The following is a 23,785-nucleotide window of genomic DNA, read 5'->3' on the forward strand; positions in this document are numbered from 1 at the left end:
TGTGGCCCATGGGTCTCGTGAGCACAACGGATTTTCGGCGCCGTGGCCCGCTGCGGCGCCGCCCCCGCCCGGCGCGAGCGCTCAGACCCGGCCGTGGACCATGGCCATCAACCGGTCCAGGACCGCGCCGCCGCTGACCCGCAGGCCGTCGTGCTCGTACTCGTTGGTGACCCAGGCGCGCAGGCCGTTGACGGTGCGGGCGGTCTCCAGGGACAGGTCACGGTCGACGTACATGTCGTCGTGGTAGACGGCGGCGGCGACCGGCACCTCGTTGGCGCGCAACCGGGCCGGGTCGTAGAGCCGCGGCCAGGTCTCACGGGCGGCGATGAGCTCGGCGGCCTCGCGCAGGGGACGCAGGACGGGGTCGGCCTCGAACATCCACGGGTAGATCATCTCCCCGGTGAACAGCACCGGTTCGCCCTGCGCCAGGGCCGTGTCGGCGTCGAAGCGCGGGAACTCCGCCCGGATCCGCTGCGCCGACCAGGCCGTGGCACCGTGGCCCTGCGCGTAGCACGGCTCGTGCAGGAGCGCGTACAGGGGCGTCGCGGCGAACGACAGGTGGGCCTCGGCCTGGGCGAGGAAGCCGTCCGAGGGACGGGACGTGCCGTCGGCGGAGGCGTCCTCGATCAGGTAGTGCAGCGCGTGGCTGCCCGAGCCGCTGCCCAGCATCCGCCCCAGGGCCTGGAGCGCCTCCACCGTGAACCTCGCGCCGTTCGGCAGCCGGACGTCGTGGTCGCGCAGGTGGGCCGCCAGCTCCCGGACACGTTCGACGTCGTGGGGGTAGCGGCGGTAGTGCGCGTCGTTCTTCTCCTCGACGCGGCGGTAGGTGGCGCGGTAGACGTCGTCGGGGGTGGCGGACAGGCCCGGAAGCCCGCCGGTGATGAACACCTCACGCAGTCCCTCGGGGGCGAAGGACAGGTAGGTCACCGCGCAGAACCCGCCGAAGCTCTGCCCCAGCACGCTCCACGGGGCGTCGCCGATCAGCTCCCGGCGGATGAGCTCGGCGTCGAGCACGATCGAGTCCGCGCGAAAGTGCGCCAGGTAGGCCGCCTGGTCCCGAGGGTCGGCGAAGCGGGCGAGCGTGGCGCGGTTGGCCGGTGTGGAGCGACCGGTTCCCCGCTGGTCCAGCAGCAGGACCCGGTAGTCGCGCAGGGCCCGGTCCAGCCAGTCCTGGCGGCCGATGGGGCGGGGCGAGCCGATCCCCGGACCACCCTGGAAGTACAGCAGCCACGGCAGGTCGTCCTCGGCCCGCTCCGCCGCGACGACCTCCCGGGCGTAGAGCTCGATCCGCTCGCCGTCGGGTGCCCCGTGGTCGAGGGGGACGGAGAAGACGTGGTCGGTCAGGACGGTGCCGGGTTGGCGGTAGGTGCTCATGCGGCGACCGTACCGGGCCGGGAGGGGCGCCGCCGCGGCGGCGCCCCCAAGGTCAGCCGCGCGCGATCCGTTCCATCAAGCCGGCGACCAGCGCGACCTGGTGGGGGGTGCCGTCGATCCGGACGTGCTCGTCACGTGAGTGCGGTCCGGCGCCGACGGCGCCCAGCCCGTCCAGGACGGGCAGGCCCAGCGCCGACAGGAAGTTGGCGTCGCTGGCGCCGCCCACCGCGACCGCGTCCAGGGAGGAGCCCAGCCCCTCGGCGACCTCCCGGGCGAGCCCCAGCAGCTCCCGTGAGGCGGGGCCGGGGTTCATCGGAGGGCGGTTCCAGCCGCCGGTGATCTCGATCTTGACCCTGGGATCGGCGGCGACCAGCGCGGCCAGGCCCGCGTCGACGCGCGGCATCTCGGCGGGGTCTTGGACCCGCACGTCGACCTCGCAGGTGGCGCGGCCGGCGACGACGTTGCGGCCGGTCCCCCCGGCGATGACGCCGACGTTGACGGTGGTGCCGCGCTCGGGCGCGGCCAGGGCGGTGATCTCGGGAACGAGCAGGGCCAGCGCGTGGATGGCGCTCGCCCCCGCCTCGGGGTCGAGCCCGGCGTGGGCCTCGACCCCGTGCACGGTGACGTCGAACAGGCCCATGCCCTTGCGCCGGTCCTTGGCGGCGCCGTCCCGGCTCGGCTCCAGCACGAGCGTCGCCGCGGCGCCGGTGCCGGCGCGCTCGATGTGGGGGCGTGAGGCGGGGCTGCCGATCTCCTCGTCGCCGGTGAGCAGCAGGCGCACGGTGGGCCGGGGCAGGTCGAGTTCGCGCAGGGCGCGCAGTGCCCACACCCCTTGGACGATGCCGGCCTTCATGTCGAAGCAGCCGGGGCCGCTGAACCGCTCGCCGTCGACGGTGACCGGCCACCAGGCGAGGGTGCCACGCGGCCACACCGTGTCGTAGTGGCACAGCAGCACGACCTCGCGCGCCATGGTGCCGGGGTAGGCGACGTCGAGGACGTCGCCGAAGGCCCCACCGTCGTGGCGGACGCGCGTGGCGGGCACGCCGAGGCGTTCCCCCAGCCACGTCTCGATGCCGTCGAGCCCCAGGTCCAGCAGTTCCTTGTCGTTGCTGGGGGTCTCCAGCTCCACCAGGCGACGCAGGTCGGCCAGGACGTCGGGCAGATCGCGACGGGCCAGGTCGGCGAGGGCGTTGAGGGGGGACGGCGCAGGGGCGTTCACGTGACACCTTCTCGGAATCGTCGGGAGCCGGCCCGGGACCGGGCCGGCGTCGGGGTCAGCGCACCGGCACACCGGGGCCGAGCGGGATGCCCAGCGCCCACCAGGCGATGAAGAACAGCGACCAGCCGATGAGCAGGGTGATGGAGAGCGGCAGGGTGAGGGACATGAGCGTGCCGATGCCGGCGTCCTTGCGGTAGCGCTGGAGCAGGCCGAGCGCCATGACGAAGTAGGGGCTCATCGGGCTGATGACGTTGGTGGTGGAGTCGGCGATCCGGAAGAGCGCCTGGGTGGTCTCCGGCGGCACCTCCAGCAGCATGAACATGGGCACGAAGATCGGGGCGATGAGCGTCCACTGCGCCGATCCGCTCGTGATGAGCAGGTTCATGATGGCGACCACGACGAGGAAGCCGACGAACAGGGCGACCGGGTGGACCCCCGCGGCGTCCAACAGGTCGGCGCCACGGATCGCGATGATCTCGCCGATCCCGGTCCACTTGAAGTAGGCGAGGAACTGCGAGGCGGCGAAGAAGAGGACGATGACGGGGGCCAGGTCGCGCACGCCGGCCGCCATCGCCGGGGGGACGTCGCGGGGCGCGCGGATCGTCCCGACCGCCCGGCCGTAGACGACACCGGCCAGCAGGAACAGGATGCCCAGGACGTAGGCGACGCCGGTGATGACGGGGGAGTCGAGGATGCCGCCCTCGGGGCCGCGCAGCGGGGATCCGGAGGGGGCCAGCGCCAGCGCGATCACGGCGATGGCCGCGAGCACGACCAGGCCGGCGTTGCGCAGGCCGCGCCGCTCGTCGGCGCTCAGCTCCATCGCGCCGAGCTCGTTCTCGGCGTCCTCCCCGTCGGCGACCATGCCCGCGGTGCGCCGGGTGAGCACGAACTCGGTGACGACGGTGATCAACGCGGCCAGGAAGACCGCGGAGGCCGCGGAGAAGAAGTAGTTGGACAGCGGGGTGACCACGTAGCCGGGGTCGATGAACTGGGCCGCGCTGGTGGTGAGGCCGGCGAGGATCGCGTCGGTGGGCGTGATCAACAGCGAGGCGTCGTAGCCGGCGGAGATCGACGCGAAGGCGACGACCAGGCCGAGGATCGGGCTGCGGCCGACGGCCTTGAAGACGAGCGCCCCCAGGGGGATCAGCACGACGTAGGCGGCGTCGGAGGCGACGCTGCCGGTGATGCCGGCCAGCGCGAGGACGAAGGTGAGCCAACGCGCCGGGACCCGGGTGACGCTGCCGCGCAGCATGGCGTTGAGCAGGCCGCTGCGCTCGGCGACGGAGACGCCCAGCATGACCGCGATGATCAGCGCGAGGGGCGGGAAGGTGGCGAAGTTGTCGATGGCGTCGCCGACGATGACCTGCACGCCCTCGGCGGACAGCAGGCTGCGGGCCTCGATGCGCTCACCATCGGCGGGGGAGATCGCGAACGCGCCGAGCGCCTGGAGGAGCACGCTGAGCGCGATGACGATCCCGGCCATGATCGTGAACAGCCAGAACGGGTGGGGCAGTTTGTTGCCCGCCCGTTCCACCGCTTGGAGGACCCCTAGAAGGACCCTCATCGACCGCTTGGGACGCATGGTTTCGGACGTGGTCACCGTCGCTCCTCGCTCGGCTGCCTGCTTCGAGCGGATCGCCTCCCTGCCCGCTCCCGATTCGTACATCTCAGACGTCGTGGGCGGATATGTCAATAGCTAAGATTGAAATGGGCGAATCATTCACGAAGTTACGGTTGGATGACGGCTACCATCAGGGCGTGACGGTACAGACGAATCTGGACGATCTCGACCTCGATCTCATCGCCGCCCTCCAACAGGCGCCCCGGGCCCCGGTCAACGTCCTGGCCGAGGCGCTGGGCAGTTCGCCCAGCACGGTCGGACGGCGGTTGCAGCGCCTGCACGACGACCGGCTGGTGCGCGTCATCGGACAGGTCGACTGGCCCCTGTTCTCCGGGGCCCACCCCCGTCACGTCTGGATCACCACCGTCCCCGGCCGGCTCCAGGAGGTCGCCCGCGCCCTCGCCGAACGCCCCGAGACCCAGTTCGTGGCGATGACCGCCGGCCACGCCGACATCTACTGCGTCGTCCTGCCGGCGGGCCGGGACCATGTGCGCGACCTGCTCACCCACGAGATCCCGTCGGTCCCGGGCGTCGTCTCCACCCAGTCGGACCTGGTGTTGCGCCCGGTGATCCGGGCCGACGCCTGGCGACTGGACCGGCTGCCCCCCGACCGGCTCGCCGCGCTCGGCTCCCACCGTGACGACGGGGAGGAGGGGAGCGGGTGGGCGGTGCCGACCCCCCAGGAGATGGCGGCGGTGCGGCTGCTGCACCACAACGCCAGGACCGGCTCCAGCGAGGTGGCCCGGGAACTCGGGGTGAGCCAGTCCACGGCCTACCGGCTCATCCAGTCGCTGCTGGAACGCCGGATCGTGCGCCCCCGGGTCGAGGTGGAACCCGCCCTGCTGGGCATGGGCCTGGAGGCGGTCGTGTCGCTGGGGGTGACGCCGGGCGCGATCGCCGACGTCGCCGGGCTGCTGGGCGCCCACCCCTCGGCCCGCTACGTCTCGGTCGTGGCGGGCGGGGCCTCGATCATCCACCACGGCGTGTTCCGCGACGAGGCCGCGCTCGCCGACTTCCTCTCCGTCGACCTCGCCCGCGGCTCCGGCGTCACCGACCTGCGGGTGTCGGTGGTGCTCGACGTGTTGCGCCGCTACTGGATACGGCGTGACGGGGTGTTCCTGGGCGACCCCCGGCTGCCGCTGCCCTATGGGAGCGAGGAGGGCGCCACCGGCTGACGCCGGCCCGCGGAGCACCCCGGGGCCGCGAGACGGGGACCGGCGCGTCACCGCGGGGGAGGGACCGGAAGGAATCGGAAGAGCCGGGCGAACCCCATCCGGCCGGACGGCGGTCTCCCGGTGAATCCTCGGTGACATCGGCCGCGCGCGAGCGGTCGCGACGGCGCGGGGCACCAGCATGGGGATCCCGAGCGGCCTGGCCCCTCCGCCGCCCCGACCCGCCTGGACTGGTTCCCGTGACGACCCCCACCGCCTCCGTGTCGGCCGTCCCCGCCACCGCGGCCACCGGTGTTCACCGCTTCCGCCCCGAGGTGCAGGGACTACGCGCCCTCGCCGTCCTGCTCGTGGTCGTGTACCACCTCGACGCCGACCTGATGCCGGGCGGTTACGTCGGCGTGGACGTGTTCTTCGTGATATCCGGCTTCCTCATCACCACGTTGCTGGTACGCGAGGCCGAGCGTGAGGGCCGGATCTCCCTGGCCGGCTTCTACGCGCGGCGCATCCGCCGGATCCTGCCTGCGGCCACGCTGGTGCTGGTCGTGACCGGGGTGGCCGCGGTCCTCCTGTTGCCCGCCACCCGGCTGGAGGACACCGCCCGCCAGCTCATCGCGAGCGCGCTGTACGTCGAGAACCTGTACCTGGCCGGGCAGGCCGTGGACTACCTGGCGGCCGAGACCGTCCCCTCACCCGTCCAGCACTTCTGGTCGCTGGCCGTGGAGGAGCAGTTCTACCTGGTGTGGCCGCTGCTGTTCCTCGCCTGGGCGGGGTGGGGCCGGCGGACACGTCGCGCCGGCCGCCTGCTCGTGGCCGCGGTGGCCGTGATCGTGGTGGCGTCGTTCGGTTGCTCCCTGTGGCTGACGGCCACCGACACGGCACGGGCCTACTTCCTGCCGCACACGCGGATGTGGGAGCTGGCCGCGGGCGGGCTGCTGGCGCTGCTCCTGCTGCGCGCGGAGGTGCCCGAGCGGGCGCGCGGCGCGCTCGGCGTGCTGGGGCTCGCCGCGATCCTGGCCGCGGCGCTGGGGTACGACGACGCGACCTCCTTCCCGGGCCACGCGGCGGCGCTGCCCGTGCTGGGCGCCTGTGCGATCATCGCCGCCGGGCACGACGGTTCGCGCCGTTCCGTCGGGGCGCTGTTGGCGAGCGCGCCGGCCCGTCTCGTCGGCGACCTCTCCTACGCGCTGTACCTGTGGCACTGGCCGATCATCGTGATCGCGGTCGGCTGGAGCGGACGCTCGCTCACCCCCGTGTCGGCCGCCGCGGTGCTGGCGCTGTCGTTCGCCCTGGCGTGGGCGACCAAGGTCGCGGTGGAGGATCCGATACGCACCGGGGGCGCGCTGCGCCGGCTGCGTCCGGGCCTGGCGTTCGCCGTGGCGGGTGCCCTGACGGTGGGCGTGATCGGCGGCGGGCAGCTCGCCCACGCCCAGCGGTTGCGCGCGGTGGAGTTCGACCCGTCCGTGCACACGGGGCCCCGCGCGCTGGAGGCGGGGGACACTCCGCAGCGGGTCACCGAGCCGATCTTCCCCGCGCCATTGGCGGCGACGGACGACCTGCCCGACCTCTACGCCGACGACTGCCAGACCTCGGCCATCGAGAGCGTGCCACGCCACTGCGTCTACGGCCCGGAGGGGGCGGCGACCGAGGTGGCCCTGGTCGGCGACTCCCACGCCGCGCACTGGCTGCCGACCGTGCAGGAGCTGGCCGGAGAGCGCGGCTGGCGGGTTCACGTGTTCACGAAGGCGTCGTGCGTGTTCACCGCGACGCTCATCGAGGATCCTCAGGGGCGCCCCTACCACCAGTGCCGGGAGTGGGGCGAGGCGGTGGTGTCCGAGCTGTCCGGGCGGATCCGGCCGGACATGGTGTTCACCTCCTCCAACACCATCGCCGAGGCGCACGGCGCGGGTTCGCGGGGGGAGGGGCGGGATCTGATCGCCGAGGGGATGGCCCGGTTGTGGACCGAGCTGGAGGCGGGCGGGGCCGAGGTCGTCGCGATCCGGGACACCCCGCAGTCACGCCCCGGGATCGCCGAATGCGTCGAGCGGGGCGCCGGCGTGCTCACCGCGTGCACCCGGACCCGGGAGGACGCGCTGGACCCCGACCCCCAGTTCGCCGCGGCCGAGCTGGTGGGCGGCCGGGCCCGGGTGGTGGACCTGAGCGATCTCTTCTGCACGTCGGAGCAGTGTCCTCCGGTGGTGGGCAACGTGCTGGTCTACCGCGACGGTCACCACATCACCGCGACCTACGCGCGGCTGCTCGCGCCCTACTTCGCCGAGCTGCTGGACGAGGACCGGATCCGGGGGTGACGACGGGGACACCGCGGCCCGGAAGAACGACGTCCGGGCCGCTTTTGCATAACCGGAGTAAACAGGTTCAAGCGCGGACTGCTTCCATTTCGGCCGCCTGAAAACGGGGGATATCTGGTTGCCCAATTCCCCTTTCCGGCATTCCCGGTTCCGTTTCCCCTTGATACCGACAGCGAGGGGCGATCCATCTCATCTTTCCCCACCCTTCATGTCATGAAGCCCTCGGAACAGGGGTGACGCCACTACGATCCCGCGATATGACACCCCCTCTCCCTCCAGCGCACCTCTCTTCACTCCGCGAACCGATAGAAATCACACCGGATCGCCTGTCTATTGCTTGTAGATAGATGAATCACTCAAGGAGGATTCGGGTAATGACCGTTTGGTCCGTGTTGTCCGTTCCCTTGACCTCGTAACGGCCGGATGAGGAGCAATCCCATGCACGCGTCCCCCCAAGACGGCCGGACAGAGAGTGAGCACCTTCCTATGACGTTTCCCCCCGCAGCCTCGGTGGTCCCCGACAGGACCGTCGCGATCGTCGGCATCGGAACCCGTTTCCCCGGCGGCCTCCACGGTCCCGACACGTTCTGGCAGGCCCTGCTGGAACGCCGCGATGCCACCGTCGAGATCCCCGAACAGCGCTGGAAGACCATGGTCGACCAGATCGCGGAGGAACAGCGGCCACAACAGCCCTACCGGGCCGGCGTGGTCGAGGACATCGACGCATTCGACCACGAGTTCTTCGGGATCACCGCCACCGAGGCGGCCGAGATGGACCCCCAGCAGCGCATGCTGCTGGAGACGGTCGTGGAGGCTCTCACCGACGCCGGCATCGCCCCGGGTTCCCTGGGCGGCACCGCCACCGGCGTCTACGTCGGCGCGGTCTGCTTCGACCAGGCGACCCTCGCGTTCACCCCCGGCCGGCGCACCACGATGAGCAACCTGTCGGGCACGGCTCTGTCCATCCTCGCCAACCGGGTCTCCTACTTCCTCGACCTGCGCGGCCCGTCGCTGACCATCGACACCGCCTGTTCCTCCTCCCTGACCGCGCTGCACTACGCCCGTCAGGCCCTGGAGAACGGCGAGATCGACACCGCGATCGTGGGCGGCGTCAACATCCTGCTCAACGGCGCCATGATGGCCGCCTTCCACGAGGGCGGCGTGCTGGGGGCGACCGGAGCCACCCGCCCCTTCGACGCCGACGGAGACGGCTATGTCCGCGGCGAGGGAGCGGGGGTCGTCGTCCTCAGGCGCCACGCCGACGCGCAGGCCGCGGGCGACCGGATCTACGCCCTGGTGCGCTCGACCGCGGTCAACTCCGACGGTCGCACCCATGGGATGTTCGCTCCCAGCTCCCAGGCCCAGGCCGACATGCTGCGCACCGCGTGCGCGCGGGCCGGGGTCGACCCTCGCGACGTCGACTACATCCAGGCCCACGGCACCGGCACCGCCGCGGGCGACCGGATCGAGGCCAAGGCCCTGTCGGAGGTGCTCGGAGCCGGACGTGACTCCGATGACCCCGTCCTGGTCGGCTCGGTCAAGGCCAACATCGGGCATCTGGAGGGGGGCGCCGGGGTGGCCGGTGTCATCACCGCCGCGCTCGCCCTCCACCACGGGATCATCCCGGGCACCATCCACCACGACCGGATGCGCCCGAACCTCGTCAGGTTCCCCATCCGCGTCCCCACCACCGCCGAGCCCTGGCCCGAGCGGGCCCGTGGCCGGGCCCGCCTCGCCGGGGTGAGCGGATTCGGTTTCGGCGGGACGAACGCCCACGCCCTCCTCCAAGGGGTCGAGGAGGTCCCCGCCGAACCGCTCCCGACCTTCATCCCGCTGTCCGCGCACTCCGAGACCTCACTGCGGGCCACCGCCGCCCGCTGGGCGCCGGTCGTCGCCTCCGCTGAGGACCTGACGGCGGTCGCCTCCACCGCCGTGCACCGCCGCGACCACAACGGCCCCCTGTACGGAACCCGTACCCGACAGCACGCCGCGGTCCTGGCCGCCACCCGTGAGGAGGCCGCCGCCGCCCTGGAGGCGCTGGGCGAGGGCCGGCCCCATCCGGCCCTGTTCGGTCCGGGCAGCGCGCCGGCCCGTCCGCCGCGCCGTGTGTGGGTCTTCTCCGGCCATGGTTCCCAGTGGGCGGGCATGGGCCGGGACCTCTACGCCCGGATTCCGGCGTTCGCCGCGGCCGTCGACGAGGTCCGCGCCGTCCTGGGCGCCGGAATGGACCGGGCGCCGTGGGCGCCGGGTGATCCGGTCGACGACTTCGTCTCCGCCCAGCACGCGATCTTCACAGTACAGGTCGCCCTTGCCCGGACCTGGGAGTCATGGGGCATCACCCCCGAGGCGGTGATCGGGCACAGCCTGGGCGAGGCGGCCGCCGCGCACATCGCCGGGGCGCTCTCTCTGGAGGACGCCGCCCTGCTGGTGCGGGTCCGCTCGGAGTTGCTGAACGAGACCGAGGGAACGGGCGGGCTGCTGGCCACCGACCTGGACGCCGAGCACGCTCGTCTCATACTCGACGGCCGGGAGGGGAGGTTGGCCGTGGCCGTCGTCAACGGTCCCTCGTCCACGGTCATCTCGGGGGAGAACGAGGCCCTGGACAGGTTGCAGGCCGAGCTGGACGCGGCGGGGGCCTGGACCCGTCGGGTCGACAGCGGTGTTCCCGGCCACAGCCCGATCCTGGACCCGCTGGTGCCGCGTATGCGCACGGCTCTGGCCGGTCTGGAACCGCGGGAGGGCCGGATCCCCTTCTACTCGACCCTGTCCGCCACGCTGGCGGCGGGAACGGATCTGGACGGCGACTACTGGGCTCGCCAGATGCGTTCCACCGTGCAGCTGTACGACACTCTCACGGCCGTCGCCGGTGAGAAGCACAGCGTGTTCGTCGAGATCGCGCCCCGTTCCGTGCTGGCGCACGCCATCTCGGCCACGCTGGAGGCACGCGGCGTTCCCCTCGACGTCGTTCCCGCAGGCCTTCCGGAGCGGGACGAGACCGGGGAACTGCTCGCCGCGGTGGCACGTCTCTCGACTCACGGTCACATCGCCTCGGGGCTGGTGCCCTCCGGTCTGACGCCGGTCGCCCTTCCTGCCGCTGCCTGGGACCGTGGGCCGGGCTCCGAGCCCCATGCGGCCCCCACGGAGCTGGGCAGCCTGCTGGCGGCGGCGAACGGTCCGCAGGAGCGGCGGGCCGCCATCGTGGAGGTCCTGCGGGTCATGGTCGGCGAGATCACCCGGACCGATCCGGCGGACCTCCCGCTGGACGAGGAGCTGGGCTTCCTCGGAGTCACCTCGGTCGCGCTGATCGAGATCCGCAACCGGCTCCAGCAGGCCCACCCCTCCCTCATCGGGCTGCCCGTGGCGATCATCCACGCCGAGCCGACCATCGACCGTATCTCCGAGGAGATCGAACGGCACCTGGCCGCGCAGGCCCTGTGAGACAGGGAAGGTCAGCCCCATAACACCGCGCCCCCTCTCCCGGGTCCTCGGGAGAGGGGGCGCGGTGTGTGCGGGGCTTGGACTAGCGGGCGCTGGCCTGCCAGAGCCCGACGGATCCGTGTACGGTCACGGAGACGTCGTCGAAACGCTTCTCCAGCTCAGACCGCAGATCGGCCAGGGAGTCACCCAGGTTGCAGAAGACCTGCTTGTCGTTGACCTTGCGCAGACTGAGCCGTCCGAACCAGTTCATGGGCACATCACGCGCCAAAACGGTGCAGCCGAAGAACCTCCCACCGGGTGTGAGGACCCGGGCGACGTTGTCGAAGACCACGGCCTTGGCGGTGATGCTGTCACCGGGGAGGCAGTGCAACATCATCCCCGCGGCCACCGAGTCGACGCTGTCCTCCGCCAAGGGGAAGGGCTGGAAGACGTCCCCTTGGAGCTTGACCGGCTGGAACCGGGCCAGACGCCGCGCGCTCACCTCCAAGGGACCCTCGTGCAGGTCGAGCAGGTGCAGCCGCGGCGTCTCGCTGGGCATGCCGACGCGGTTGAGCAGGTAACCGGTCCCGGGAGCGAGTTCCAGGTGGTTACCGCTGACATTGGCCCGGTACAGCTCCGCGATGACCGGCCAGCGCACCCCCCACATGGCCCAGTAGGTACCGTGCACGACCAGCAGGTCGTAGAGAGCGGCCATGTTGCGCTCGCTCCACAGGCGCGGCCGGGGGGTGGCGACCGGTGCGGAGGAGTTGTCCGGGACACCGGGGGGATGGTGAGGGGAGGTCATCGAGGGGGATACCTTTCTTGATGGGTTCAGCCGTGAGCCGCCGCCACCTGTTCGAGGTAGGCGCGGGCTCCGTACTCGTCAAGGAACCAGGCTCGGTAGTCCTTGGGGTCGTCCAGTCCGTGCACCCAGCGGTCGGCGACCTCGGGGAAGGTCAGCGCGGCGCCGACGATCTCCTGGAAGTAGGCGGGGAGCTCGTTGTCCCACAGAGAGTGCAGCATCGCGCTGAGCGCGGCGCTGTGCACCCCCTCCTCGGCGTAGAAGGTGTCGAAGGTCTCGCGCATCCAAGCGTCGTCGAACGGCTTGTCTCCGTGCTCGATGATGCGCTGCAGGTAGGTGGCGGCGCACAGCGTCGAGACGTTCCACCCCTGTCCGGAGATCGGGTCGGTCGTCACGACCACGTCGGAGCTGCCCAGAACAGACCCGCCCGAGGGCAGGACGGCCACCGGCTTGCGGACCTGCGGGGTGAGGTGGGAGATCACCGCGGCGTTGCCGTCGACCGGCTCCACCTCCTTCAGGCGGGCGGCGTAGTCGGGGAAACGGCCGGCGATGGAGCTGACGATCCAGTCGGTGACCTCCTGGGCCGTCGCCCGGTGCCGGCTGCTGGGCTGGAGGTGGGAGCCGTCCAGGGCCCCGCCCGGCTCGTCCAGGACGCAGATGGCGTTGGCCGGCCCGTCGGCGGTGAGGACCGGGGCGATGATGACGCGGCCGGCCGGCGCCGAGATGGCGTCGGCGAACCCGGGGCCACTGGGGCCGTCCTCGACGCCGTAGACGATGGACTGGGTGATGACACGGGGGTGCGCGCCACTGAACCGGGTGGGGTCGGGGTCGAAGAGGGCCCCCAGCTCACCACTGCCCACCGCCACGACGACGAGGTCGTAGTTGCGGGAGAACCAGTCGAGGTCGGACACCGACAGCCCGGCGATGGTCACCCGGCCGCCCTTGTCCTCGAAGTACTCCAGCCAGTCGGCCATCTTCAGGCGCGGGTCCACCGCGATGCCGTATCCCTGGAACCGGCCCTCGATGACCAGCGGGTCAGAGGTGCCCGGAAGGTACAGGGGCTGGCGCACACCCTCCAGGTGCGGTGCCCGCGCCGACCACCAGTCCAGACTCAGCCGGCGCTCCATCTCCAGAGCCCGGGGCATGGTGAACTGGGTCACATTCGGACGGTTCGCCCGGATCTCCGGCGAGGATTTCCCCGTCACCAGGGTGACATCGTAACCCCCGTGGGCGAGCAGCCCGTTCGCCAGGCACAATCCGCTCTGCCCGGCACCGACGATCAGGATCTTACGCAACGTCTCTCTTCTCTCAACTGGTCGCTTCAGAGGTCAGGGTCCGGGCGTGACCGACCAGGGCGCGCAGCACCCCGGTGACGGAATCATGATCACGGACATCACACGCCAGGACAGGGGTCCCCGGCGTGATCTGGAGCGCATACCGCGCCCAGTGCCGCGCCGCCGACGTGACCACACGCAGGCCCGGTCCGTGTTCGGCCACCAACACGTGCGGTAGTCCGTGCTGGTGACAGGAGGCCAGGGCGACTTCGGCCGCGTCGGGGAAACGGGGATCCGCGAGGATCACCATTCCGAGCGCACCGCGGATCTCGTCGTCCCACAAGGGGCGGAAATTCCAGTGTTTCGGCGATCCGGCCATGAATATGGACAGGCCCTCGCCGCGAATAATCGTCCGCCCGAAAAAGGATTCAATGGTCGCGGTCTCCCTGGGCGCCACCGGAATCCGGACCCGCATGGGAATCGGTTCCCCGACGGCGGCAATGAAGGACCGCTCCGTCTCAAGCGTGGCGGCCGCGACGACCACCTTGACCGTCCCCGAGGCGATCCCCTCGTCCCCATGGCTGTCCACGCGCATGAAGCCCGCCGATATCAGGCGCTGTACGACGCAGCGCACCGCGCTGACCGGAGCGCCGACGCGGGCGGCGAGTTCGGCCACGGTGACCGGTGCCACGGCGCCCTTGAGGATGGCGCGCGTGCAGGGATCCGGTACCGCCACTTCGGCCGCAGGCCCGTCCGCGTGAGTCGCCACGACCACCGCGTGGGCGAGAAGCGGCCGGGCTCCCCATCGCCACGTCATTTCAGTGGCATCGAGGGGGAAATCAGGGGAAAGCACCATTACTCCTGTTCACGTGCCCGTTGTGGGGGTGCGTGGCCACCCCCGGACCGGCGGCCATCTTCGCAGCAACCGAAGAGGACCGCGCTCCGTTCCGGGGAACCGACCCGGGGGAGGGTGCCGGAGCTTTGCGTGACTGGACAGGATCATTGCCCGGATTCCCGTGGTGGATTTAGCCGTACTTCGGGCCCAATTACAGTTTCCACGCGCTTTCGGACGGTCATTATGCCACGAAGATGATCATGATGCGCGGCCCCCGGACTCCGATATCCCGAGTGACGTCGACCGCTGCGACGGGACGACGGACCATGCCGCCCCCGCGCCCCGCGGAAGGAGATCCCGGCGCTAGCCTTGACCTCGTGTTCTCCTCGGCTCCCGCGACCCTGCCCGCGCCCCTGCGCCGCCGCTACCGGCGGCACGAATGGCGGCGGGTGCGGACCGGGGCCTCCGGTGCCGGGGTGTGGCGCCTGTCCGGGCGGACCTCGCTGTATGTGAAACTGGCCGACCGCGACGAGCTGACCGCCGAGGCCGACCGCTGCGCCTGGTTGGGACGGGCAGGGATCGGCGCGCCCGAGGTCGTCGACCTGGACGACGACGGGGAGCGGGCGTGGCTGGTGACGACCGAGGTCCCCGGCCGCCCCCTGAGCGGGGAATGGCCCGCCCACCACAGGGCCCCCATCGTCGCCGCCCTCGCCCGGTTCACCCGCCACCTGCACGACCTGCCCGTCGCCGACTGCCCCTTCGACCGTCGGCTGTCCATCACCCTTCCACTGGCCCGGCAACGGGTCGAGGCCGGGCTGGTCGACGCGGCGGACTTCGACGCCGAACGTCGCGGTCGCACCGCCGGGGAGCTGTTGCCCCTGCTGGAGGAGGGCGCCCCCGAAGGGGAGGACGCCGTGATCTGCCACGGCGACCTGACCCTCGACAACGTCCTCGTCGATCCGGTCACGCTCGACTGGAGCGGTGTCGTGGACGTGGGCCGGCTGGGCGTGGCCGACCGTCACCAAGACCTCGCCCTGGCCTGCCGGGAGCTGGCCGCGGACGCCGCCGGCCGGTTCGGCCCGCCCTTCGTCCGGGCCTTCCTGGAACACTACGGTTCCCACCTGGTCGATCCCGACCGGCTCGACTACTACCGGCTGCTCGACGAGTTCTTCTGAGCCGGTCCCATCGGCCGGGTCGATCGCCGCGGGGGAGGGATCCCTCCCGGTCCCGGGATGCCCGCTCCTGGAACCCGACGGGGAGCTAGAGGGCGGGTTCGATGTGCTTCATCGTGAAGTGCGACGTGATGCTCCGAATCCGCGGGATGGTCATGACGTGCCGGCTCGGGAAGGTCTCGTCAGCGGCCAGGTCGGCCACCGCCACACGGGCGAAGTAGTCGGGGCCGCCGGAGAGGCGACGCGGTTCGACGACCTCCGGCGCTCGGCCGAGGGCCTGTTCGAAGGTCTCGACGCTCCGCGCGTCCTGGGCCTCCAGGGTCAGGTCGATCAGCACCGCGAAGGAACCGCGGACGCCCCTCGGCCCCAGTCGTGCCGGCCCGCCCGCTGCCCCTGGGGGGAGGCTGAGGGCCGTTCTGCCGGCGGCGGTGGCAGCGCCCCCGGGGCAGGGGGATCCGCCGCCATCACCATCGCCGCGTTCGCCTGCCCTCCCGCGGCCGGCCCGGGCGGCGCTGTACAGCGCGGCGCCCGACACGGTGGGGCGGATTCCGCGACCGGCCGGCACCGGCGATCCGCGCGGTGACCCGGCGTCGGTCCGGATGGGCGGGCCGCGGGCCCCATCCACGTTCCCGCGCTCCAAGCGGCCGGCCCGCCTCCGCGCGGTGCGGGCCGTCACCGGTCCCCGGCCGCAGCGGCCCTGCCGGGACGGCCCCATACGGTCCCGGCGAGCCCTGACAGAGGGGACGCTGCGCGGCGCGGCGAGGTCCCCGCGGCCCTCGACGTCCTGCCGGACAGGCTCGCCCCTGGGACCGGTCGGGGAAGCCGGGGGAGGGGAACGGTGACGGCGCCGTTCCCCCTGCGGGGTCAGTTCCCCTTCCTCAGCTCCGGCAACACCTCGGCGGCGTAGAAGTCGAAGAACTCGTCCTGGCGGTGGCCCACCTGGGAGACGTAGACCTCGTCGACGCCGGCCTCCAGGTACTCCCGGATCGCGTCGAGGTGCACGTCGGGGTCGGGACCGCACGGCATCATCGAGCCGACGCGCTCCGGGGTGATCAGCTCGGCGAGCTGCTCGAAGTGGCGAGGGAGCGGCAGCAGCTGGGCCGCCTCACCCGGCAGCGCGTCGTTGGGCCACCTCTCGCAGGCGTAGCGGGCCGCCTCGTCGGCGTCGCGCCCCCAGCTGACCTTCAGGCCGGCCTGGACGGGCTTGCCCTCGCCGCCGTTCTCGCGGAAGGTCTGGATGGTCGAGGCCTCGGGGCCCATCATGACCAGACCGTCCCCGATGCGTCCGGCAAGTTCCGCGGCCTTGCGCCCGAACGCCGAGACGTACACCTCGGGGGTGCGTTCGGGCAGCGTGTACAGTCGCGCGGTGTCCACCGTGTAGTGGGGGCCGTTGTGGGTGACGAGCTTGCCGGTCCACAGCTTGCGCATCACCTCGACGGCCTCCTCCAGCATCTCCCGCCGTTCGGCCGCCGGCGGCCAGCGGTCGCCGAGGATGTGCTCGTTGAGGGCCTCCCCGGTGCCCACGCCCAGCGTGAACCCGCCGCGCGCCAGCGCCGCCGAGGTCGCCGTGGCCTGCGCGACGATCGCCGGATGGGTGCGCACCATCGGGCAGGTCACCGCGGTGGTGATCGGCAGGGAGGTGGCCTCGCCGATCGCGCCGATCACCGACCAGACGAACGGGCTCTCCCCCTGCACGTCCAACCAGGGGTGGTAGTGGTCGGAGATCCACAGCGCCTCGAAGCCGGCCTCCTCGGCCCGGCGCGCCTGGCGGACGAGCTCGCGGGGACCGTGCTCCTCGCAGGACAGGAAGTAACCGATACGCGCCACGAAGCAGCACTCTCCTCCGGTGTCGAAACGCGGTACGCCCCTCCGCCTAACCCCCGTGGCGCGGGTCTAACCCCCGGTCCTAGGGGCGTCGTCCGGTGAGCGCGAGCAGCCGGGTCTGGGCGTCGGCGTCCGCCGGCGTCTCCACCGGCGGGTCGAACAGGGCGCCCCCGGAGAAGTCCTGGTCGCGCGCCCACTCCAGGACGGCGCCGGTCAGGTCGGGGGCGAGTTCGGTGTCCGCGCCGATCGCGCGGGCGAGGTCCCAGGCGTGCACGGTCAGGTCGAACGTCATCTGCCACAGGTACACCGAGGCGGGGGTGTCCCCGAACGACAGGTGCACGACGCTCTGCGTCGCTCCCGGTTGCAGCCACGCCGTGCGGGCCTCCCGAGCGGCGATCTCCCAGGTGGCGATGGGTTCTTCTCCCAGGCGGTCTCCGTCGAAACGCCCGTCCGCGTCCTCGATCGTGCCGCCGGCGAGCAGGTGCGGGACCCACAGCTGCTCGCTCACCAGGTGGTTGACCAGGTCGTGGACGTCCCAGTCGGAGCAGGGTGTGGGCAGCGCCCACTGGTCGAGCCGGACCTCGCGGACCCGGCGGTCGAACTCGCCCATCGCCTGGCCGTGAAGGTCGAGAAGGTCGGACATCGAAGCCCCTTCCGTCGTGATCGTCGGCATGACTGCCCATCCCTACCCGATGCGACGCGCTCGCAACACGGCCGGCGATCCGAATCGGCGGAAGTGTAAAGACCGGATTTCCCGGAAGGAAACCGATGTCACGGCGAGGCCGCACCACGGCCCTCACCCATGGTGACGATCATTGGAAAGGCCAGCACAACGACACGGGCCCGATCCGGGCGGCACGGATCCGGGGGGCGGGTCCGGCTAGGAGTGATTCGTGTCAACAGCAGACCCGGAGCGGGCGCGGGCGAGCGGGGAGATGAACATCGTCCACGTGGCGATGATCGCCGGCGCCGCCGCCATGGGCGGCTTCCTCTTCGGCTATGACAGCTCGGTGATCAACGGCGCCGTCGCCGCGATCGAGGAGCACTTCCAGGTCGGCGCGACCGAGACCGGGTTCACGGTCGCCGCCGCGCTGCTCGGCTCCGCGGTCGGTGCCGCCATCGCCGGCGGACTGGCCGACCGGTTCGGCCGTATCCGCGTGATGCAGGTCGCCGCGGTCCTGTTCGGGATCAGCGCCATCGGTTCGGCACTGCCGTTCGCCATCTGGGACCTCGCTCTCTGGCGGGTCGTCGGCGGTATCGCCATCGGCATCGCCTCGGTCATCGCGCCCACCTACATCGCGGAGGTCTCACCTCCCGCCTACCGGGGACGGCTGGCCTCGCTGCAACAGCTCGCGATCGTCCTGGGCATCGCGGTCTCCCAGCTCGTCAACTACGCGCTGGCCTCCGTGGCCGGGGGGAGCGCGCTGGACCAGCTCGGCCCGTTGCAGGCGTGGCAGTGGATGCTCGGCGCCGCGCTGGTGCCGGCCGTCATCTACTTCCTGCTGACCCTGTCGATCCCGGAGTCACCGCGCTACCTGGTGCGCGTGGGCAAGACCGAACGCGCCCGCCGGGTCCTGAACGAGGTCGAGGGCGGAGACGTCGACGAGCGTATCCGCGAGATCAGGCGGGCGCTCGGCTCCGAGGTCAAGCCGAAGCTGAGCGACCTGCGCGGGGGCCGCTTCGGACTGCTGCCGATCGTGTGGATCGGCATGGCGCTGTCGGCGTTCCAGCAGCTCGTCGGCATCAACGTGATCTTCTACTACTCGGCGTCGCTGTGGCAGTCGGTGGGCATCCAGGAGAGCGACTCGCTGCTGTTGTCGCTGTTCACCTCGATCGTCAACATCATCGGCACCTTCATCGCGATCGGCCTGGTGGACCGCATCGGCCGCAAGCCGCTGCTGCTGACCGGCTCCATCGGCATGGCCGTGTCGCTGGCGGCGACCGCGTTCGCCTTCAGCCACGCCGAGGTCGTCGGCGAGCAGGCGAACCTCCCGTTCATGTGGGGCGCGGTCGCGCTCACCTCGGCCAGCGCCTTCGTGCTGTTCTTCGCCCTGTCGTGGGGTGTGGTGACATGGGTGCTGCTGGGGGAGATGTTCCCGCTGCGCATCCGCGCCGCCGCCATGGCGGTCGCGACGGCCACACAGTGGATCGCCAACTGGCTGGTCACCATCACGTTCCCGGCTCTGCGCGACTGGAACCTGACCGGCACCTACCTGATCTACACGGCGTTCGCGGTGCTGTCGCTGCTCTTCGTGTGGCGCTTCATCAGCGAGACGAAGGGGCGCACCCTGGAGTCGATGGGGACATAGCCGGCTCAGGCGCCCTTTTCCGCCTCCCGGTCGGGTTGTCCAGCCCCCGACCGGGGGGCGAATGGGGGGCACGCGCCCCCTCTATGGCCGGTCGGAACCACGACCGCGCGCGGCGGCCTCCACCGCTTGGATGAGGCGGGGAAGATGACGGCCGGCCTCGTTGTAGCGGGTCGCCTGATAAGCCGCGTAGGCGCGGTCGACCTCGGCGCGCAACCGGGAGATGTCTACGGCAAGGCCCTCCCCGGCGTCCTCGATGATGGTCTCCAGGCTGGTGTAACGCATCATGGCGCGCTCGATCTCGCGGGCGGCCGCGTACTTCATATCGGCCTCCTCGGGGCTGTCGTCCCCGGTCAGGTCGGTGATGCTCACCCGTGGGACTTCGGCCAGCCGGGTGAGGACGGCATGGGAGTCCACGTCGCGCTTACCTCGCTCGACCTGGGACAGTCATGACTCCGAGCGGCCGAGGTGGCCGGTGAGAACGGATTGGGAGTAGCCGCGGCGCTTGCGGCTGCGGCGGATGATCTGGCCCCGCGTGGTGGCGTCCACGACGGCCTCCTCCTCATCAGTGGGGGACGACGGAGCGCAAAGCGGTGGCGATCTCCCCCCAAGAGGGCATGCGCCGTTCGTAGGGGGCGTCGGGATCGTGCAGCAAGGTGACGGCCGGCATCGACTCCAGTGTCTCCAGGCTCCGATGGAAGGCCGGGTGGCTCGCAAGCTGGGGTTTGCAATGCGGCACCACGACCGTGGGCACCCCGTAGCCGACCATCTCGCACAGCAGGCCGATCGCGAAGCAGTCCGCGATGCCCTGGGCGAACTTGTTGGTGGAGTTGAAGGTGAGCGGGCAGGCCAGCACCGCGTCCGCGGGCGGCAGGGGCGCGCCGGTACCCGGCATCCGGTACTCCACCCGGACCCGCTCGCCGGTCAGCTCGGCAAGCCGCCCCAGGTCGTGGAATCGGGCGCCGTTGGGAGTGGACGACGCGGCGACCCGCCAGCCATCGTCTTGGAGCAACTCCACCAGCTCCGGGACACCCTCGGGAGCGGGGACGCCGGAGAGGACGAGGTAGAGCGTCGGGGGTTCGCCATGGGGTCAGTGTAGGAGGCGGACCTCTACCGGCACGGGCACAACAGGTTCTGCGCCGTCGCCAGGACAGGCCGTGCACCCGCCGTCGTGCATGCACGGCCCCGGCGGATTCCGCCGCTTCCTTACACCGTGCCGTCCGTCGACCAACAGCAGCAGCCCGCGCAGGTGCCCGTAGGACGCCACTTGGCGACCGGTCGTCCCCACGCGCGTGGGGGAGCAGCATGTTGGCGTCCCCACGCCGGGTTTGTGAGGGGCCGGACGGGGTTTCCACGGTGGGGTGAGCGACCTGTCGACCTCGTGATAGGCCGGGCACCGACTCGCGCCCGTCCTTTGGAGCGACGCGGTGGATCCGGCCGGGGGTCGTGTCCGCCCTGGCGGCAGGCAGGCACCCGCGTGCCGGGAAGGCACGGCCCGAAATGAGAACGGTTGGAATGCCAGCGGCTCCGCGCCAGCGTGGTGACGTCGGGGAACGCTCCTTCAGGCGACGAGGGAGGCCTTCCCGCGCCTCCGGACGCCGGCCGTGAGCCGGCGCGCCAGCTCCTCCAGCGCGGCCGGGGTGAACACGACCCCTTCGGCGAGAAGCCGGGCCTGGGAGTAGACGACCGTATCGCCCGCGGCCTCGTGCCTGCGGACGATACGCACCCGCCCCTCGGGGCGCACCGTGATGATGGCGTCAGTGGGGGCGTGCATCAGCGCGAGAATGTGCCGGGGCAGGATGTCGCACACGGGACGGACCTTCTCGTCGGGAGGTTCGGGACCGTTCCGCCCGCCGTTTCGAAGCGGCCGGGGCGGAGGCTCATGCCCTACCCCGGACCAGGGGTTTATTCCGCCTGGTCCGGTGAGGACGGTGGGGGTGGAATACCAGCCGCGGACATCGGGCCGCGAGCGCCCCGGTCCCGGATGACACCTTGGCGCCTCTCGACTGGAACGTCGCTTCTCGAGCGGAATGACCGATTCCAAGTCCGGAGATGGATATGACGGAGAAGTAACACCGGGGCGCGCCGGTTTCCCGAACCGTATTCTCCTGGCCGATACCGGCCCCACGGACATACACGGACATCACCTGACGTTCTTTTCAAACGTTAGAAAAGGTTCCATGACCACGCCGGGCACCTCGGACAGCACCGTCAGAGGACATCTGTTATCACAATAGTTGCAACTGTAACTTTCCAACTGTCTGCTGTATTGTTCCGACGCGATCACCGTGAAAGGGGGCGATTCAGTGAACGCACTCAAGGAATTTCACGACCTGCGGCGGGAGTACGGCTCCAGCCTCTGGGACCGTGCCGGCCGTGTGCCAACGGACGGCGTGAAAACCCACCCGCCGGACCGCCGACGGAGGCCGTCACCAGCGGGGCGGGCGTGTCGCGGATGACGCTCCACCGTCTTCTCCCGGCCGAGTTCCCCCTCTGGTCCCTGCCGGCGGAGCGCAGCGCGCGGACGCGGTGGCCCGCCGTCTCCCGAGAGGGAGCGGTCGCCTTCCCCGAACGCGGCCTTGAGGCCGTCAGGGTTCTCCAGCCGGCCCGCCGGGAAACACGAATGGCGGCCTACCGGACCGGGGTCTCGCCCTCCTCTTTCGGGAAACGATGGATCGCGTTGCCCACCTCCAGAGGTGAGGACATCTCCTCGGTCTCTCAACGGATCGTTCCCGCGCCGCGCGGCATCCCGATCGAGCGTTTGCGCGAACGCGTCGGTATGCGTCCAGCCGGCGCCGGTTCCCGTTTCCATAGCCACGACGAATACGGAACTCTTGCCGGTCGTACCGAGATTCGGACACGGGCGGTGGAGCCGGTTACCGAGACCTTAGGTTTACTGTGACCGAAAACACCCGGCCATGGATACGACAGGCGGTGAAAACGACGAATGAAAGCGATGTGATGTTCCCCCCGGAACCAAGGAACGCGACAAGAAGATGTCCGCTGCGCTCCACCGAGGCAGAGCCGTTGCCCCGGCCGGATCCACAACACACGCCAGGCCGGAATTCCCCCTGGGAGTGGTTACGCCGTCTCCACGGCCCCCTCGCCCCCGTCGAGATCGCCCCCGGTGTCCGTGTCTGGCTCACCCTCACCTACGAGGCCACCGCGCAGGCCCTGTGCAGTCCCACGTTGTCCAACGACCCCCGGCACTGGGAGGAGTTCCACTCCGGACGGGTGGGCGAAGCCGGTCTGCTTCCGCTCACGGCACCGCGCGACAACGCCCTGACCTCGGACGGGGAGACCCACCGGCGGCGCCGCGCGCCCCTCGTGGACGGACTCGCCAAGCTCACCGCGCGGGGGATGGGCCAGGAGATCACCGCCATCACCGACCGCCTCATCGACTCCTTCATCGAACGCGGTCACGCCGACCTGATCGGCGAGTTCGCCACGCGCCTGCCGATCCTCGTGCTCAGTCGCGCCTATGGGCTCTCGGACGGGAACGGGCTGCGTCTGGCCGAACTCGCCTCCCGGTTCTGGGACTGCGACCCCGCCACGGCGGACCCGGCCGCCGCCGAACTGGAGGCGTTCTTCGCGGAACTGACCGCCCGCGCCCGACGCTGGCCCGGCGAGGACCTGGCGAGCTGGATGATCACCCATCCCTCGCGGCTCAGCGAGACCGAGATCCGGCACGGCCTGATGTCCTACATCGCCGCCGGAAACGATCTCACGGCCCATCTCATCGCCAACACCCTGGTCGAGCTGCTGGCGGACCCCGCTCCCGAGCGGGGTCCGGTCCTCTCGCACGTCGACGTCGGAAGGGCGGTCCGGCGCGCGTGCCGGGTGCGCCCCCCGTTGCGGGTGTGGCCGGCGCGCTACGCCATCCAGGACACCGACATCGCCGGGGTTCGCATAGGCGCGGGCGAGGGGGTGGCCATCGGTTTCGAACCCGCCCACGAGGACCCGGCCCTCGCCCACCACGTCGAGGACGCCGAACACACCCTTCTGACCTGGGGGGCGGGAACGCACACCTGCCCGGCCCGCTCCCTCGCGTGGGAGATCACCGAGCAGGGCGTCACCGCCGTGCTGCGCCGCCTGCGAGAACCCCGCCTGGCCCTGCGGGTGGAGGAACTCCGGCCCCGGCCGGGGCCCCTCCTCAACGCCTTCGACGCGCTGCCCGTGCGCTTCGTCCCCGGCCGTCCCGCCTCCGCCACCCGGGCTCTGGGCCCCGGCCGGCCCGCACGGCCGAGGCCACGCCGTAGGGGAAAGGGGAGGGCCTGGCTGACACGCTGGTGGTGCCACTGAGGGCGGACGAGGGGCGCTGCGCGTGGCCGTGGACCTCGACGCCGCGGGCGGGCCGCGTCCCCTCCCGTTCCGGCGGGCGGTGAACGCGCGAGGTCCATGGCGCCCACCGCCGCGGCCCCCGGCCCGGGCGGGCCAGCGAGAGCGTGCCGGGCTCCCGCCGA

General features: G+C 71.3%; 17 protein-coding genes and 1 pseudogene. 6 read left to right on the forward strand and 12 right to left on the reverse strand.

Going from position 1 to position 23,785, the window contains the following annotated elements; genetic code table 11:
* Positions 1 to 81: 81 nt before the first annotated feature.
* The 3 genes from B5D66_RS09430 to B5D66_RS09440 are packed head-to-tail and all read right to left on the reverse strand — an operon-like array spanning position 82 to position 4,157.
* Positions 82 to 1,374 (reverse strand): alpha/beta fold hydrolase, encoded by a 1,293-nt coding sequence (locus B5D66_RS09430; RefSeq protein ID WP_078761265.1) that lies wholly within the window; start codon positions 1,372 to 1,374, stop codon positions 82 to 84.
* Between the two features lie 52 nt (positions 1,375 to 1,426).
* Entirely contained in the window at positions 1,427 to 2,593 is a 1,167-nt protein-coding gene (locus B5D66_RS09435; RefSeq protein ID WP_078761266.1) for a M20 family metallopeptidase, read from the reverse strand.
* 55 nt (positions 2,594 to 2,648) lie between these two features.
* Positions 2,649 to 4,157, reverse strand: a complete 1,509-nt coding sequence (locus B5D66_RS09440; RefSeq protein WP_078761382.1) for an AbgT family transporter — start codon at positions 4,155 to 4,157, stop codon at positions 2,649 to 2,651.
* A gap of 194 nt (positions 4,158 to 4,351) precedes the next feature.
* On the opposite strand from B5D66_RS09440, the gene B5D66_RS09445 reads away from it, so the two are divergent.
* The 3 genes from B5D66_RS09445 (at position 4,352) to B5D66_RS09455 (ending at position 11,130) form a co-directional block, all read left to right on the forward strand.
* Positions 4,352 to 5,389: an Lrp/AsnC family transcriptional regulator gene (locus B5D66_RS09445; RefSeq protein WP_394330045.1), complete on the forward strand. Its 1,038-nt coding sequence runs from the start codon at positions 4,352 to 4,354 to the stop codon at positions 5,387 to 5,389.
* Positions 5,390 to 5,625: 236 nt separating this feature from the next.
* The gene (locus B5D66_RS09450) at positions 5,626 to 7,692 is read left to right on the forward strand and encodes an acyltransferase family protein (protein WP_268805287.1); all 2,067 of its coding nucleotides are present in this window, start codon (positions 5,626 to 5,628) and stop codon (positions 7,690 to 7,692) included.
* A 486-nt stretch (positions 7,693 to 8,178) separates the two neighbouring features.
* Positions 8,179 to 11,130, forward strand: coding sequence for a type I polyketide synthase (locus B5D66_RS09455; protein WP_159457245.1), 2,952 nt, complete (start codon positions 8,179 to 8,181; stop codon positions 11,128 to 11,130).
* Between the two features lie 82 nt (positions 11,131 to 11,212).
* Here B5D66_RS09455 and B5D66_RS09460 read toward each other — a convergent pair whose 3' ends face one another.
* The 3 genes from B5D66_RS09460 to B5D66_RS09470 are packed head-to-tail and all read right to left on the reverse strand — an operon-like array spanning position 11,213 to position 14,041.
* Positions 11,213 to 11,914, reverse strand: coding sequence for a methyltransferase domain-containing protein (locus B5D66_RS09460; RefSeq protein ID WP_078761269.1), 702 nt, complete (start codon positions 11,912 to 11,914; stop codon positions 11,213 to 11,215).
* Positions 11,915 to 11,940: 26 nt separating this feature from the next.
* Positions 11,941 to 13,206, reverse strand: a complete 1,266-nt coding sequence (locus B5D66_RS09465; protein WP_078761270.1) for a styrene monooxygenase/indole monooxygenase family protein — start codon at positions 13,204 to 13,206, stop codon at positions 11,941 to 11,943.
* Between the two features lie 13 nt (positions 13,207 to 13,219).
* Positions 13,220 to 14,041, reverse strand: coding sequence for a DUF742 domain-containing protein (locus B5D66_RS09470; protein WP_078761271.1), 822 nt, complete (start codon positions 14,039 to 14,041; stop codon positions 13,220 to 13,222).
* A gap of 380 nt (positions 14,042 to 14,421) precedes the next feature.
* On the opposite strand from B5D66_RS09470, the gene B5D66_RS09475 reads away from it, so the two are divergent.
* Positions 14,422 to 15,195 (forward strand): APH(3') family aminoglycoside O-phosphotransferase, encoded by a 774-nt coding sequence (locus B5D66_RS09475; RefSeq protein ID WP_394330047.1) that lies wholly within the window; start codon positions 14,422 to 14,424, stop codon positions 15,193 to 15,195.
* A gap of 85 nt (positions 15,196 to 15,280) precedes the next feature.
* Here the strand turns inward: B5D66_RS09475 and B5D66_RS09480 are convergent, their stop codons facing one another.
* The 3 genes from B5D66_RS09480 to B5D66_RS09490 all read right to left on the reverse strand — a co-directional run bounded on the left by B5D66_RS09480 (position 15,281) and on the right by B5D66_RS09490 (position 17,659).
* The gene (locus tag B5D66_RS09480) at positions 15,281 to 15,529 is read right to left on the reverse strand and encodes an Lrp/AsnC ligand binding domain-containing protein (protein WP_200813585.1); all 249 of its coding nucleotides are present in this window, start codon (positions 15,527 to 15,529) and stop codon (positions 15,281 to 15,283) included.
* Between the two features lie 527 nt (positions 15,530 to 16,056).
* Complete coding sequence (locus tag B5D66_RS09485) at positions 16,057 to 17,019, reverse strand: TIGR03557 family F420-dependent LLM class oxidoreductase (RefSeq protein ID WP_078761273.1); 963 nt, start codon at positions 17,017 to 17,019, stop codon at positions 16,057 to 16,059.
* A gap of 79 nt (positions 17,020 to 17,098) precedes the next feature.
* Positions 17,099 to 17,659, reverse strand: a complete 561-nt coding sequence (locus tag B5D66_RS09490) for a TIGR03086 family metal-binding protein (protein ID WP_078761274.1) — start codon at positions 17,657 to 17,659, stop codon at positions 17,099 to 17,101.
* A gap of 292 nt (positions 17,660 to 17,951) precedes the next feature.
* On the opposite strand from B5D66_RS09490, the gene B5D66_RS09495 reads away from it, so the two are divergent.
* Positions 17,952 to 19,325: a sugar porter family MFS transporter gene (locus tag B5D66_RS09495; protein WP_078761275.1), complete on the forward strand. Its 1,374-nt coding sequence runs from the start codon at positions 17,952 to 17,954 to the stop codon at positions 19,323 to 19,325.
* A gap of 81 nt (positions 19,326 to 19,406) precedes the next feature.
* On the opposite strand, the gene B5D66_RS09500 is transcribed toward B5D66_RS09495, so the two are convergent.
* The 3 genes and pseudogenes from B5D66_RS09500 to B5D66_RS09510 all read right to left on the reverse strand — a co-directional run bounded on the left by B5D66_RS09500 (position 19,407) and on the right by B5D66_RS09510 (position 21,132).
* Positions 19,407 to 19,739, reverse strand: a complete 333-nt coding sequence (locus B5D66_RS09500) for a hypothetical protein (RefSeq protein ID WP_078761276.1) — start codon at positions 19,737 to 19,739, stop codon at positions 19,407 to 19,409.
* Positions 19,740 to 19,887: 148 nt separating this feature from the next.
* Positions 19,888 to 20,391: pseudogene (locus tag B5D66_RS09505) on the reverse strand (flavoprotein); the annotation flags it as partial.
* Between the two features lie 492 nt (positions 20,392 to 20,883).
* Entirely contained in the window at positions 20,884 to 21,132 is a 249-nt protein-coding gene (locus B5D66_RS09510) for a hypothetical protein (RefSeq protein ID WP_078761278.1), read from the reverse strand.
* A gap of 1,217 nt (positions 21,133 to 22,349) precedes the next feature.
* Between B5D66_RS09510 and B5D66_RS09515 the strand changes: the two genes are divergently transcribed.
* On the forward strand, positions 22,350 to 23,624 hold the full coding sequence (locus tag B5D66_RS09515) for a cytochrome P450 family protein (protein ID WP_078761279.1): 1,275 nt from the start codon (positions 22,350 to 22,352) through the stop codon (positions 23,622 to 23,624).
* The last annotated feature ends 161 nt before the right edge of the window (positions 23,625 to 23,785 follow it).

Source organism: Marinactinospora thermotolerans DSM 45154 (assembly GCF_900167435.1).
Lineage (GTDB): Bacteria > Actinomycetota > Actinomycetes > Streptosporangiales > Streptosporangiaceae > Marinactinospora > Marinactinospora thermotolerans.